The following is a 12,781-nucleotide window of genomic DNA, read 5'->3' on the forward strand; positions in this document are numbered from 1 at the left end:
CCTATGAGCGAACTGATGAGCCAGCGGCCGACCCGCATCGTGGTCGACCTGGACGTGCTGGGCGGCAACCTGCGCGCGATCCGCGCGAAGGTTGGCGTGCCGGTGATGGCGATCGTCAAGGCCAATGCTTACGGCCACGGCCTGGTGCCGGTGGCCCACCACCTGCAGGCGCAGGGCGTGGAGCAGTTGGGCGTGGCCTTCGTCGAGGAAGGCATGGCGCTGCGCCGGGCCGGCATCACCGTGCCGATCCTGGTACTGGGCGGCATCCTCGGCCGCCAGACCGGGCAGCTGATCCAGCACGATCTGGAAATCACCGTGTCCTCGCTGGACAAGCTGCGCAAGGTCGAGGCCGCGGCCGAGCGGCTGGGCCGCAAGGCGGTGATCCACCTGAAGATCGACACCGGCATGGAGCGCATCGGCGTGCACAGTTATTCGTGCGGGCCGATGATCGAAGCGGCGGTGGCGTCGCCATGGTGCACGGTCAAGGGCGTGTATTCGCACCTGGCCTGCGCCGACGATCCGGCATCACCGATGACCGCGCTGCAGCTGGAGCGCTTCCTTGAAGCCTGCGCGCATTTCGACCGCATCGGTGCACCGATGCCGATCCGCCACCTCGCCAACTCCGGCGGCGTGCTGCACTACCCGCAGACCTGGCTGGACATGGTGCGGCCGGGGATCATGCTCTACGGCGTGCTGCCTGATCCCGATGCGCACCGCACGGTGGACGTGAAGCCGGCGCTGTCGCTGATCTCGCAGGTGGTCTATTTCAAGACCGTGCTGGCCGGGCACCCGGTGGGCTACGGCGCCACCTGGGCGCCTGAGCGTGACACCCACGTCGTGACCGTGCCGATCGGCTATGGCGACGGCTATCCGCGCGCGCTGTCCAACTGCGGCGAAGTGCTGATCCGCGGGCAGCGCCGGCCGATCGTGGGGCGGCTGTGCATGGATCAGTTCATGGTTGACCTGGGCGCGGACGGCAGCGCCTACGTCGAGGACGACGTGGTGTTGATCGGCACCCAGGGCGGGGAAACGATCAGCGTCGAGGACGTGGCCAGGCGCGCCGGTACCATCGGCTACGAAATCCTGACCCGCCTCAACGAACGCGTGCCGCGCGAATACGTGGGTGGCCCGGCCGCAGTCGCGTAAGCCGCCGGTGCAGGGCATTCCGGTGCGGACGGAACGCGCCTCGCGTTGACCGCCCACGACGCGGCGTGATTCACTCGCCCGGACTACCGGGGAGTGCAGGATGGCCACGTCGAAGCCGCGTCTGAAGCGTTCTGCCGAGCCATCGCGCCGGCCGAAACGCGAGCCGATGTCGCGCGTGGATACCGCCTGGCTGCGGATGGAGCGGCCCACCAATCCGATGATGATCACCGGCGTGCTGATGCTCGCCGAGCCGATGCAGCTTGCGCAGCTGAAGAAGGTGATCCAGCAGCGCTTCCTTTCCTACGCGCGGTTCCGGCAGAAGCCGGTCGATGGCGCCGCCGGTGCGCAGTGGGTGGAGGATTCGCACTTCGACCTCGACTGGCATGTGCGTCTGTCCGGGCTGCCGGGGCGGCCCGGCAAGGCCTCCGAGAAGCGCGCGCTGGAGCGCTTCGTCAGCGAGCTGGCGTCGAGTCCGCTGGATCCCACCAAGCCGCTGTGGCAGTTCCACCTGATCGAGCGCTATCAGGGCGGTTCGGCGGTGGTGGCGCGCATCCACCACTGCTATGCCGACGGCATCGCGCTGGTGCAGGTGCTGCTGTCGCTGACCGATACCAGCCGCGAATCGTCTTCGGCTTCGCGCCTCGACAAGAGCTGGCTCAAGCATGAAGCGGTGCCGGTGGCCCGCCGGATGGGCGCGGTGGAGCGCTACATGAAGCTCGGCGGCAAGGCGCTGGGCCAGGGCATGGCGATGATGCAGGACCCGTCGCTGGCCACGCTGCTGGCGAAGGAGGGCGGGGACATCGCCCGCGAGCTCGTCCATGCGCTGTCGCTGCCGGACGACCCGCCATCGCTGCTGCGCGGCCAGCTGGGCGTGAGCAAGCGCGTGGCCTGGGCCGAGCCGCTGGACCTGGAGGAAGTGAAGGCGGTCGGCCGCGCCTGCGGCTGCACCGTCAACGACGTGCTGATGGCCGCCGCCGCCGGCGCGCTGCGCAGCTACATGCGCGAGCGTGGCGAGGCGCTGGAGGGCATGAGCCTGCGTGCCACCGTGCCGGTGAACCTGCGTCCGCTGGAACACGCGAAGAAGCTGGGCAACCACTTCGGCCTGGTGTTCCTGGACCTGCCGGTGGGCGAGGACAATCCGCTGCGCCGCCTGCAGCGCGTGGCCGAGTGCATGAACCAGCTCAAGGCATCGCGCCAGGCCATCGTCGCCTACGGCCTGCTGGCCGCACTGGGCATCGCCCCGCAGCCGGTGCAGGAGATCGCGCTGGAGCTGTTCAGCCGCAAGGCCAGCGCGGTGGCCACCAATGTGCCGGGCCCGCAGCAGCCGCTGTACATGGCCGGCTGCACGGTTCGAGAAATCATGTTCTGGGTGCCGCAGACCGGCTCGATCGGGCTGGGCCTGTCGATCCTCAGCTATCGCGGCAAGGTGCACTTCGGGCTGATTGCCGATGCCCGCCTGATCCCCGATCCGGACGCGGTGGTGCGCCGCTTTGGCGAGGAGTTCGAAAAGCTCCTGTACCTGGCGATGATGGGCCCTTGGGATGCGCCGCTGGATGCCGCCGTCGCGGAAGCACTGCTGCAAGATGCAACCGTGGCTTAACGCGGCGGCGCCCGTTCACATTCAGGCCACGGTCCGCCGCCTAGCCTCTGGGTCGTAACGCCACCGCGCCATCCAGACGAGGAATTACCCGATGAAGCCCCATTTCAAGCTCGCCATCCTAGGCGTTTGCCTGGCCACCCTGACTGCCGGCTGTGCCACCTACACCGGGCAGACCAATGATCCCAATGATCCCAATCGCACCAAGCGCGGCGCGCTGATCGGCGCGGCCATCGGTGCCGCCGCCGGCCTGCTCAGCGGCGACAGCGCGGTGGAGCGTCGCCAGCATGCGATGGTCGGCGCCGGCATCGGCGCGCTGGCCGGTGGCTCCATCGGTGCCTATCAGGACCGCCAGGAAGCCGAGCTGCGCCGTGCCACTGCCGGCACCGGCGTTGACGTCAGCCGCGACGGCGACGTCATCAAGCTCAACCTGCCGGACGGCGTGACCTTCGACTTCAACAAGACCAACGTCAAGCCGCAGTTCTATCCGGCCTTGAACACCATTGCCGGCACCCTGAAGGAGTACAACCAGACCATCGTCGAGGTCAGCGGCCATACCGACAGCATCGGCACCGACGCGATCAACCAGCGCATTTCCGAGCAGCGCGCCAATTCGGTGGCCAGCTACCTGATGGGTCAGGGCGTGCAGCGCGAGCGCTTCGAGATCGTCGGCATGGGCAAGCGCTATCCCATCGCCAGCAACGACACCGACTCCGGCCGTGCATTGAACCGCCGGGTGGAGATCCGCCTGCTGCCGCTGCGTTCGTAAGCGGGCCGCAAGCCGTTTGCCGAAGCGGGCCGCGCGATGCGGCCCGTTTCCGTATCCGGCGGATGAACGCCCGCCGCCCCGGCCTTGTGAATGCCGCCACCGCCCCTATACTGGCCCTGTCGGTAAGATCGACAACTTCCCGGGGGTGCACTGGCTTCGACGGGGGTCGCGAAATTACTTGGCGCATGCCGAGGGGGTAGCTTTCCTCGTTAATCCAGCTGCAAAACTCTAGTTGCCAACGACGACAACTACGCTCTCGCCGCTTAAGGCGTAAGCCCCGAACCCACTTGTGCCCGTGCTCGTGGATGTAGGGTCATTATCACGGAACCGGCTGTGATGGCTGCCTGTCAGTCACGGCTTAACCAAAACAGGCTGGTCCCGCGGTGCGCTTTGCACACCGTGCTGCTGCGGGACGAGACCCAACGGTGAGCTAAGCATGTAGTGCCGGGGATGGAGTGCCTTCGGACGCGGGTTCGACTCCCGCCACCTCCACCATCTTCCAAAACCCCAACCGGCTTCGGTTGGGGTTTTTCTTTTTTGGTGGCCGTTGCCCCGGCTCCATTGGTGCCGGCGGGAAGCAAGGCCGGCAGGGGCGACGATCAGAGCAGCGGCGCCAGCCGCGGTTCCAGCAGTGCGCGGCGCCAGCCGGCCAGCTGGCCGTTCCAGCCGCCGCCGTCCTGCAGCGCTTCCAGCACTTTGCGCGAGGCCAGCAGGCCTTCGGGCAGCTGCAGTTCGCCGGCGAGGGCGGCCACCGCTTCCTGCAGGGCGCGCAGCTGTTTCTTGTCGCGGTCGTCGCCGCGCGCCAGCGGTGCTTTCGCTTCGTCGGGCAGCGGCGTGATCAGGGCTTCCCACAGCGGCGTGCGCAGGCTGCGCGGGGCTTTGGGATTGGCGTCCAGGAGGGCGTCGAAGCGCAGCCGGCTGTCCAGTTTCTGGCGGGCCAGGGTGACCGCCAGTTCGTTGTCGAGGATCCAGCTGCGCGGGCGGTCGCTGCTGCGCGCCTGCACGTCGCGCCAGCGCAGCATGCGCAGCAGCCGGCGCTGGCCCTCTGCGTCGAGGAACTGCGCGCTGCGGATCGCCAGGTGCGGCCAGCGCTCGCAGTCGTCGCTGGCGGCATTGGCCAACTGGCGGGCGCTGTCTTCTTCCAGCCACGCGGCGCGGCCGTTGCCGGCCAGGCGCATCTGCAGGTCGCGATGGAGGGCGTGCAGGTGGCGCACGTCGTCGGCTGCGTATTCCAGCTGGGCAGGAGAGAGCGGGCGGCGCAGCCAGTCGGAGCGGGTTTCGCCCTTCGCCAGCTCTACCCCGGTCACCGCTTGCACCAGTTTCTGGTAGCCAAGCCCTGCGCCCAGCCCGCACAGTGCAGCAGCGGCCTGGGTATCGAACAGCGGCATCGGCAGCGTGCGGCAGGCGTACTGGAACGCCACCAGGTCCTCGCTGGGGCTGTGCATCAGCTTCAACACGTCGGGGTTGGCCAGCAGCGGCGCCAAGGCTTCGCACATGCCGGGCCGCAACGGGTCCACCAGCAGGATGTCGTCGTCGCTTTCGCCCAGCGAGATCTGCACCAGGGCCAGCTGCGGCCAGTAGGTGCGTTCGCGGATGAACTCGGTGTCCAGGCCGATGGCGGCGGGCAGGGTGGCGAGGCGCGCGCGCAGCGCGCCGGGGGTATCGATCCAATGTGTCATCCGCACATTATGCGGTTGCCGGAGGCTGGCCCATGCCCTAAGTTCGTCTGCATCGTGAACCGGCGTGTGCCGGTGCTGATGGAGTCAGGGTTTGCGCGCAGGTGGTTTCCTCATCCCGGTGCTGTTGGTGCTGGCCGGCTGCAAGCCGGAGCCGGAGGCGCCGGCACTGGCGTTGCACCCGGTGCCGGTGCAGCAGCGTCTGCCGGCGCAGGTGTCTGCACCGGCGCTGGAATCCGGCCGGGTCAGCATCCGCGGCGACGATGCACTGGCCGATGTGCTGAGCTGGACCCTGCCCGAAGCCAGCATCGAACAGCCGGCGCGCGCCCGCGCTGCCGCGCGGCGGGCGCTGGCCAAGGGCGACCTGTTCGAAACCGCGGAATCGGCGATCCCGCTGCTGCTGGCGCTGCGCAAGGCGCAGCCGGACAACGCACAGGATGCGCGCCTGCTGGAAAAAGCCCGCGCGGCGCTGCTGGCGCAGGCCTGGATTGCGCTGGATGCCGGCGAAGACCTGGCTTCGTTGCGCTACGCCCAGCGCCACGGCACCGTCCTGCGCACGCTGTGGCCGGCGCTGCCGGAGGCGAAAACCTATCTGGACGCGGTGGACCGCGCAGGCCAGGCGTTCGAACTGTGCGTCGGCGGCGAGCGCGCGCTGCACGCCGGCAATCTGGATACGTCCGGCGGCGCGCTGGAGCTGTTCCGCCGCGCGCAGGCGCTGTGGCCGCTGCAGACGCGTGCGCAGCGCGGCATCGCCGCGGTCCAGGCGGCATTGCTGGCGGGCGCACAGGCACAGGCAGCGGAGGGAGATTTCGAGGGCGCCTATGCCGAGTTGAGCCGCGCGGGGCGGGTGCGCAGCGATGCGGAGGCCATCGCCACGGCGCGGCAGCGGATCGAGGCGACGCGCACCGACCGCATCCGCAGGTTGGGCGATGAAGGCCTGATGGCGCTGGCGGACCCCGCCGGGCTGCAGATTGCCCGCGAGCGGCTGGCCGAGATCCTGCGCATCGCGCTGCCCGGCAGCGGTGCCGGCGTGGCGCTGCGCCAGCGCATCGACCTGGTGGGCCATTACGGCTTGTTCCGCCCCGGCCAGGTGTTCACCGATGAAATGGCCGATGGCGGGCGCGGGCCGGCGCTCAGCGTGCTGCCGCGCGGCGGTTTCTCGATGGGAGCACCGGAAGACGAGGAGGGCGCAAGCCCGGACGAGCAGCCGCAGCACCCGGTGCGCTTCGAACGCGGCTTCGCGATGACCCGGCACGAGATCACGGTCGGCCAGTTCCGCCGCTTCGTGACGGCCACCGGGGCTACCCCGCGCGCCACCCAGCGCGGCCACTCGCTGGCCTATGACGCGCGCAGCGGCAACTTCCTGCGCGGCAGCGGGATCGACTGGCAGTCCGGCTACGACGGCCGCCCGGCCGGCGAGGACATGCCGGTGATCCACGTCACCGCGCGCGATGCCGAGGCCTACGCGGCCTGGCTGTCGGAGCAGACTGGCGTGCATTACCGGCTGCCCAGCGAGGCCGAATTCGAATACGCACTGCGTGCGGGCGGGCAGACCCTCTATCCCTGGGGCGTCGGCGCGCCGCCGGCGGGCGCCGGCAACCTGGCGGGCGGCAAGGACGTGTCGACGCGCGGGCGCAGCTGGAGCAACGCGTTTCCGGGCTACGGCGATGGCTGGTGGGGGCCGGCGCCGGTGGGCCGCTTCGCGGCGAATGCCTATGGTCTGTACGACATGGTGGGCAACGTCAGCGAGTGGGTCGCGGACTGCTGGCACCGCGGCTATCGGCGCGCGCCGTCGAACGGCCAGGCGTGGGTGAATCCGGGCTGCCGCACCCGAATGTATCGCGGCAGTTCCTGGGCCAGTGCGCCGGCGCAGGCGCGCTCGGCCTGGCGGGCCTCCGGCGGCGTCGATGCCACCAACGCGCGGGTGGGATTCAGGCTGGTGCGGCAGCTGTGAGGCCGACCTCACGCGGCGTTGAGTGTTGCAGGCTAGTCTTTTACGCATGCCCATGGCGGGCTCGGAGGACACGATGAATCGCAATCCGGTTGGAACCCGCAGGGGCGGCCTGCGCATCTGGGTGCTGGTGTTGTTTGCCGGCTATGCGGCCTATTACTGGTTCTCCAATCGCAGCATCGACCCGCTGACCGGGCAGGCGGTGGTGATCGACAGGAGCATCTCGCCTGAACAGGAAACCGCGCTGGGCTTGCAGGCCTACCAGCAGGTGCTGCAGCAGGAGCGTCCGCTGCCGGCGGACGCGCAGGTATCGCGGCAGGTTGGCGCCATAGCGCAGCGGCTGATCGCCAAGATCCCGCCGGTGTCGGATGCGCTGGCCGCCGAACACGGGCTGCAGGCCAGCCATATCGAAAAATCCTTCGATTGGAAGGTCAGCGTGCTGCAGTCGGACCAGGTCAACGCGTTCTGCCTGCCGGGCGGCAAGATGGCGGTCTACACCGGCCTGCTGCCGGTGGCGCAGAACGCCGATGCGATGGCGGTGGTGATGGGGCATGAGATCGCCCATGCGCTGCTGCGCCACGGCGCGCAGCGGATGACCCGCGGCAAGCTGGAGCAGCTGGGGCAGATGGCCGGCGCGGCCAGCGGCATGGACCAGGGCACGATGCAGACGGTGATGCAGGCCTACGGCTACGGCAGCGCGCTGCCGTATGCGCGCAGCCAGGAGACCCAGGCCGACGAGCTGGGCCTGATGCTGGCGGCGGCGGCCTGTTTCGATCCGCGCGAATCGGTGCCACTGTGGGAGCGCATGGACAAGAATTCGGGGGGCGGCGCGCAGCCGGAATTCGCCTCCACCCATCCCAGCGCCGGTACCCGGATCAGCGAGCTGGAAAAGCTGATGCCGAAGGCGCTGCAGTATCGGGTGAAGTTCTGCGAAAGCGCCGCGCAGGGTTGAGCTGACATCGCGCTTCGGTGAGTTGCCAGGAACGGCGCGCCGCAGCAGCCCGCCTGCTTTTCGGTTGCTTCGGCACGGGAGCGATGCGGCGCTCTGCGTGGCGCGTCTACAGCCACCACGCCAGCGCGAACAGCCCCAGCATGGCGAAGGCCAGCGCAAGCTTGAGCGCGGTCCCGATCAGCAGGCCGACCCAGGTGCCCACGCCCACCTTGGTCGCGTGACCAACCCGATGTGGATGCAGGCTGCGATGGTGAAGCAGTTCGCCAATCAGCGCGCCTACGAACGGGCCGAACAGCAATCCGGGCAGCCCGAACAGCAGCCCGACCACGGTGCCGATGACAGCGCCGAGCATCGCCAGCCGGCTGGCACCGACGCGCTTGGCGCCATGTGCGGTGGCCCAGAAGTCCACCGCCAGTGACACCAGGGTCAGCACCGCCAGTACGACCAGGGTCGCCGCACCGATGTGCTGGAAATCACCCGCCCACGCCGCCAGCAGCATGCCGGCGAACATCAGCGGCACGCCGGGCAGGATCGGCAGCACGGTGCCCAGCAGTCCGATCAGCACCAGCAACGCGGCGATCAGGTAGTAAATCGTGGTGAGGTCCATGGCGGCTCGCGACGGGGTGGCGGGACATTGTGCCAGCGGGCATGCGAACGGCCCGCACTGCGGGCCGTTCGGGGAAGGACGGGCGCGCGAAGCGCCCGGCTGGTCAGCGCAGGTAGGCCTGGCCGTTGTCGATGCGTACCCGCGAGCCTTCGCGGAAACCGGAGACGTTCGACTGGGTGACCTTCACCGTGCGCCCGTCATCCATCCGCACATGGACGGTGTAGCCCTCGCTGCGGTTCTTCTGGATGGCGCTGCCTGCCGCGGCGCCCGCAGCCGCGCCGGCCACGGTGGAGATGTTCTGGTTGCCCTTGCTGCCGCCGGTCTGGGCGGAGACCTCATGGCCGGCCACCGCGCCGATCAGGCCGCCGATGAGCGCACCCGTGGTGCCGGAGGCACCGCCGACGGTGATCTGGGTCACGGTGCCGCAGTTGCCGCAGGTGCTGTCGTAGCCGGAGCTGCCGGCATAGCCGGAGCCGTAGGTCGGGCTGGTGCTGGCGCAGCCGGTGCCGGCGGCCAGGGCCAGTGCGAGCGCGGTGGTACCCAGGATGGTGTGGATGCGAACAGCCATGTTGTATCTCCTTCGGTGCGCGGGGAATGCCGTGATGCCCCGATCCTGTGCCGCCGCGCATGAACGGCGACCGACATTGCGCGGATGCGGGCGCCAACGCTCAGCGGTGGTTCACCGCGGTGGAGGCGGGGTGAAGGCGCGGGATCGGCAAGCCGTGTCGGCCACTGGCCATCCCGACGCACTGAAAGGAGAAGGCCGCCCGGAGGCGGCCTTCCTGCACGGCTGCTGCGGGGGCGGCGGGCTTCAGCCGCGGAAGTCGCGATGGCAGGCCTTGCAGGAGTCGCCGAGCGACTTCATGGTGGCGGCCAGGCTTCCGCAACTGAGCGGCGGCGCGGTGATCGCCTTGTCGGTGGTCGCGCGCATCGCCGCGGCGGCGGTGCGGAAGCGCTCGTCGTCGCGCAGGTCGGGGAACGCCGGCTCCAGGTCGTTGCCGAGCATCCGCAGGGTCTGCAGGTGCGGCAGAACGTCGGTAGCGCCGCAGCGGTTCTGCTCCATCGCTGTCTTCAGCTGGCCCATGTGCCAGCCCTGGACTTCCATCAGCGAGTCGGGGAAATGATCCTTGCGTGCGTCCAGCGCGCGCATCGCCATGACCGTGGCGATCGCGCCGACCACCAGGCCGAGGATCAGCAGGAACAGGTAGCGCCCGGCGTTGGAGGAACGGGCCGCGTCAGGCTTGCCGTTGGGATCGGGATTGGACATGGCGTCTCCGGAAGGATCGAGTGGAAATGGAACCCGTGGATGGTGGCATAGCGGCCGGTCTCGCGTAACCACCGGCGCATTGCTTCCTGTGCGTGGAAGCACGCGCCGGTGCGGGCCGGCGTGGCATCACCAGCCCATGTGGTGGCCGCCGTTGATGTCGAGGTTGCTGCCGGTGATCCAGCCGGCCTGTTCGTCGGCGAGGAAGCCGACGCCGTAGGCGATCTCCTCCGGTGTGCCGAGGCGGCCGGTGGGGATGTCGGCGACGATCTTGGCGCGCACCTCTTCCGGCACCGCCATCACCATGTCGGTGGCGATGTAGCCGGGGCAGATGGTGTTCACGGTGATGCCGTTCTTCGCGTTCTCGCGCGCCAGCGAAATGGTGAAGCCGTGCATGCCGGCCTTCGCCGCGGCGTAGTTGGCCTGGCCGTACTGGCCCTTGAGGCCGTTGATCGAGCTGATCTGGATGATCCGGCCCCACTTGCGCTCGCGCATGCCCTCGATCACCGGGCGGGTGACGTTGAAGCAGGAGTTGAGGTTGGTGTTGATCACGTCCGTCCACTGGTCGGCCTTCATCCGGTGGAAGGTGCCGTCGCGGGTGATGCCGGCGTTGTTGACCAGGATGTCGATCGGGCCAAGCATCGCTTCAACCTCGCGCACCATCGCTTCCGCTTCCTCCGGCGAGGTCACGTCGCCCTTGACGATGGCCACGTCGAAGCCCTCGGCCTTCATCTTCTCCTGCCAGGCGCGCGCCTTCTCCTCGTTGCGGTAGTTGGTGGCGACTCTGTGCCCCATGTTGGCCAGGCGCTTGACGATGGCGGTGCCGATGCCGCCGGTCCCGCCGGTGACCAGTGCAACCCTGGAAGTCATGTACAGCTCCTTGTGGATGACGGGAAGGTGGTTGTCTCGATTCTAGGCACGGCAGGTGGCGTTTGCGTTGTGCGCTGCGGCGCAAACGTGCCGGGCCCGGAGAGGAACGCGATCCAGCCGGAATCCGGCCACGGCCGCGCGCAGGAATTCCGTCGCGCCGTGCGCTGCGCTGCCTGCAAGCGGCGCCTGGCCGAGGCAGTCCCAGAGCATCTGCAGGGTCGCCAGCGGGGTGTCGGCGGATACCGGCAGCGCCGCTTCCGACTTCGACAGCTTGCGACCGTCGGCACCCAGCAGCAGCGGCAGGTGGGCATGGCGCGGCGTTGGCAGCCCCAGCGCGCGCTGCAGCAGGAGTTGCCGCGGGGTCGAGTCCAGCAGGTCGGCGCCCCGCACCACGTCGGTGATGCCCTGGTCGGCATCGTCCACCACCACTGCAAGCTGGTAGGCCCACAGGCCGTCGCTGCGGCGCAGGACGAAGTCGCCCACCTCCAGGTCCACGCGTTGGGCGACGCGGCCGTGCACGGCGTCGTCGAAGGCAATGCTGCAGCCGTCGGCCACGCGCAGGCGAATGGCTGGATCGGGGCGCGGGCGGCGGGCGACGCAGCGGCGATGGATGCCGCCGGCTGCGGCCAGTTCGCTGCGGCTGCAGTGGCATTCGAACGCCGAGCCATCCGCCAGCAGGCGCTCCAGCGCGGCCTGGTAGAGGTGGCCGCGACGGCTCTGGTATTCGATCGCGCCATCGTGGTGCAGGCCGAACGCCGCCAGCGTGTCCAGCTGCGCCTGCGCCGCCCCGGCCACTTCACGCGGCGGGTCGATGTCCTCGATCCGCACCAGCCAATCCCCACCGGCCTGCCGCGCCAGCAGCCAGCTGCCCAGCGCGGCCAGCATCGAGCCGGCGTGCAGCGGCCCGCTGGGGGAAGGGGCGAAGCGGCCACGGTAGCGTGGTCCGGTCATGCGTTCAGCTCGGCGTATTGATTTCGCACGTGATCGGCCACACTACCGGGTGAAGCCGCGCATCGGGCGCGGATGGACCGGATTATCCATGTTCAATCGCGTCTTCCTCTTCTTGGCAACCAACCTCGCGGTACTGGCGCTGGTCAGCGTGGTGATGTCGGTGCTCGGGGTGAACCCCAACCAGTTCGGCGGCCTGCTGATCATGGCGGCACTGTTCGGCTTCGGCGGTTCGATCATCTCGCTGCTGCTGTCGAAGTGGATGGCCAAGCGCAGCACCGGTGCCCACGTCATCGAGCAGCCGCGCAACGAGGCCGAGCAGTGGCTGCTGTCCACCGTGCGCCGGCAGGCCGAGGCGGCCGGCATCGGCATGCCCGAAGTGGCCATCTACGACGCCCCCGAGATCAACGCCTTCGCCACCGGCGCCAACCGCAACAACGCGCTGGTGGCGGTGTCCACCGGCCTGCTGCGGGCGATGAACCGCGACGAGGCCGAGGCGGTGCTGGCGCACGAGGTCAGCCACGTCGCCAATGGCGACATGGTGACCATGGCGCTGCTGCAGGGCGTGCTCAACACCTTCGTGATCGTGCTGGCGCGGGTGGTCGGCCGGGTGGTGGACGGCGTGATCAGCGGCAACCGCGACAGCGATGCGCCGGGCTTCGGCTACTACATCATCGTGTTCGTGCTGGAGATGGTGTTCGGGCTGTTCGCCTCGATGATCGCGATGTGGTTCTCGCGCCATCGCGAATTCCGCGCCGACGCCGGCGGTGCGTCGCTGGCCGGCCGCAACAAGATGATCGCCGCGCTGGAACGGCTGGCGCAGACACACGGTGCCAGCACCCTGCCCAAGCAGGTGGCGGCGTTCGGCATCAGTGGCGGCATGAGCGGCCTGCTGCGCAGCCATCCGCCGCTGGAGGAACGCATCGCGGCGCTGCGCCAGGCCGGCTGATCCGCGAACTCGCGACGCACCGCAAGAAGCCCGCCGTCCGGCGGGCTTCGTG

General features: G+C 69.1%; 12 protein-coding genes and 1 other RNA gene. 7 read left to right on the top strand and 6 right to left on the bottom strand.

Going from position 1 to position 12,781, the window contains the following annotated elements:
- Positions 1-3: 3 nt before the first annotated feature.
- The 4 genes from alr to ssrA all read left to right on the top strand — a co-directional run bounded on the left by alr (position 4) and on the right by ssrA (position 4,007).
- Positions 4-1,146 (top strand): alanine racemase, encoded by a 1,143-nt coding sequence (alr, locus tag E5S66_RS09970; protein WP_138349071.1) that lies wholly within the window; start codon positions 4-6, stop codon positions 1,144-1,146.
- A 100-nt stretch (positions 1,147-1,246) separates the two neighbouring features.
- Positions 1,247-2,746, top strand: coding sequence for a WS/DGAT/MGAT family O-acyltransferase (locus tag E5S66_RS09975; RefSeq protein ID WP_138349072.1), 1,500 nt, complete (start codon positions 1,247-1,249; stop codon positions 2,744-2,746).
- Positions 2,747-2,837: 91 nt separating this feature from the next.
- Positions 2,838-3,512 (top strand): YiaD family glycine zipper/OmpA-like lipoprotein, encoded by a 675-nt coding sequence (locus E5S66_RS09980; RefSeq protein ID WP_028838153.1) that lies wholly within the window; start codon positions 2,838-2,840, stop codon positions 3,510-3,512.
- 141 nt (positions 3,513-3,653) lie between these two features.
- Positions 3,654-4,007, top strand: a transfer-messenger RNA (tmRNA) gene (gene ssrA, locus E5S66_RS09985).
- Positions 4,008-4,111: 104 nt separating this feature from the next.
- Here ssrA and rnd read toward each other — a convergent pair.
- Positions 4,112-5,191: a ribonuclease D gene (rnd, locus tag E5S66_RS09990; RefSeq protein WP_138349073.1), complete on the bottom strand. Its 1,080-nt coding sequence runs from the start codon at positions 5,189-5,191 to the stop codon at positions 4,112-4,114.
- Positions 5,192-5,282: 91 nt separating this feature from the next.
- On the opposite strand from rnd, the gene E5S66_RS09995 reads away from it, so the two are divergent.
- Entirely contained in the window at positions 5,283-7,142 is a 1,860-nt protein-coding gene (locus tag E5S66_RS09995; RefSeq protein WP_138349074.1) for a formylglycine-generating enzyme family protein, read from the top strand.
- A gap of 73 nt (positions 7,143-7,215) precedes the next feature.
- On the top strand, positions 7,216-8,091 hold the full coding sequence (locus E5S66_RS10000) for a M48 family metallopeptidase (RefSeq protein WP_342777289.1): 876 nt from the start codon (positions 7,216-7,218) through the stop codon (positions 8,089-8,091).
- A gap of 106 nt (positions 8,092-8,197) precedes the next feature.
- On the opposite strand, the gene E5S66_RS10005 is transcribed toward E5S66_RS10000, so the two are convergent.
- The 5 genes from E5S66_RS10005 to gluQRS form a co-directional block, all read right to left on the bottom strand.
- The gene (locus E5S66_RS10005) at positions 8,198-8,698 is read right to left on the bottom strand and encodes a DUF456 domain-containing protein (RefSeq protein WP_138349076.1); all 501 of its coding nucleotides are present in this window, start codon (positions 8,696-8,698) and stop codon (positions 8,198-8,200) included.
- Between the two features lie 103 nt (positions 8,699-8,801).
- Positions 8,802-9,266, bottom strand: a complete 465-nt coding sequence (locus E5S66_RS10010; protein ID WP_138349077.1) for a glycine zipper 2TM domain-containing protein — start codon at positions 9,264-9,266, stop codon at positions 8,802-8,804.
- A 243-nt stretch (positions 9,267-9,509) separates the two neighbouring features.
- A complete protein-coding gene (locus E5S66_RS10015; protein WP_138349078.1) occupies positions 9,510-9,965 on the bottom strand; it encodes a cytochrome c in 456 nt (151 codons plus the stop codon).
- A gap of 126 nt (positions 9,966-10,091) precedes the next feature.
- On the bottom strand, positions 10,092-10,832 hold the full coding sequence (gene phbB, locus E5S66_RS10020; RefSeq protein WP_138349079.1) for an acetoacetyl-CoA reductase: 741 nt from the start codon (positions 10,830-10,832) through the stop codon (positions 10,092-10,094).
- A gap of 42 nt (positions 10,833-10,874) precedes the next feature.
- Positions 10,875-11,783 carry a tRNA glutamyl-Q(34) synthetase GluQRS gene (gluQRS, locus tag E5S66_RS10025; RefSeq protein WP_138349080.1) on the bottom strand — a complete coding sequence of 303 codons (909 nt, stop codon included), beginning with the start codon at positions 11,781-11,783 and terminating at the stop codon, positions 10,875-10,877.
- Between the two features lie 88 nt (positions 11,784-11,871).
- On the opposite strand from gluQRS, the gene htpX reads away from it, so the two are divergent.
- Positions 11,872-12,729 carry a protease HtpX gene (gene htpX, locus E5S66_RS10030; RefSeq protein WP_138349081.1) on the top strand — a complete coding sequence of 286 codons (858 nt, stop codon included), beginning with the start codon at positions 11,872-11,874 and terminating at the stop codon, positions 12,727-12,729.
- The last annotated feature ends 52 nt before the right edge of the window (positions 12,730-12,781 follow it).

The organism is Thermomonas fusca (assembly GCF_005862345.1).
GTDB classification, from domain to species: domain Bacteria; phylum Pseudomonadota; class Gammaproteobacteria; order Xanthomonadales; family Xanthomonadaceae; genus Thermomonas; species Thermomonas fusca.

Bases quoted from the DNA above. Each gene is read 5' to 3' on its own strand.
- alr (WP_138349071.1), top strand. From the start codon at position 4: ATGAGCGAACTGATGAGCCAGCGGCCGACCCGCATCGTGGTCGACCTG.
- E5S66_RS09975 (WP_138349072.1), top strand. From the start codon at position 1,247: ATGGCCACGTCGAAGCCGCGTCTGAAGCGTTCTGCCGAGCCATCGCGC.
- E5S66_RS09980 (WP_028838153.1), top strand. From the start codon at position 2,838: ATGAAGCCCCATTTCAAGCTCGCCATCCTAGGCGTTTGCCTGGCCACC.
- rnd (WP_138349073.1), bottom strand. From the start codon at position 5,191: ATGACACATTGGATCGATACCCCCGGCGCGCTGCGCGCGCGCCTCGCC.
- E5S66_RS10000 (WP_342777289.1), top strand. From the start codon at position 7,216: ATGAATCGCAATCCGGTTGGAACCCGCAGGGGCGGCCTGCGCATCTGG.
- E5S66_RS10005 (WP_138349076.1), bottom strand. From the start codon at position 8,698: ATGGACCTCACCACGATTTACTACCTGATCGCCGCGTTGCTGGTGCTG.
- E5S66_RS10010 (WP_138349077.1), bottom strand. From the start codon at position 9,266: ATGGCTGTTCGCATCCACACCATCCTGGGTACCACCGCGCTCGCACTG.
- E5S66_RS10015 (WP_138349078.1), bottom strand. From the start codon at position 9,965: ATGTCCAATCCCGATCCCAACGGCAAGCCTGACGCGGCCCGTTCCTCC.
- phbB (WP_138349079.1), bottom strand. From the start codon at position 10,832: ATGACTTCCAGGGTTGCACTGGTCACCGGCGGGACCGGCGGCATCGGC.
- gluQRS (WP_138349080.1), bottom strand. From the start codon at position 11,783: ATGACCGGACCACGCTACCGTGGCCGCTTCGCCCCTTCCCCCAGCGGG.
- htpX (WP_138349081.1), top strand. From the start codon at position 11,872: ATGTTCAATCGCGTCTTCCTCTTCTTGGCAACCAACCTCGCGGTACTG.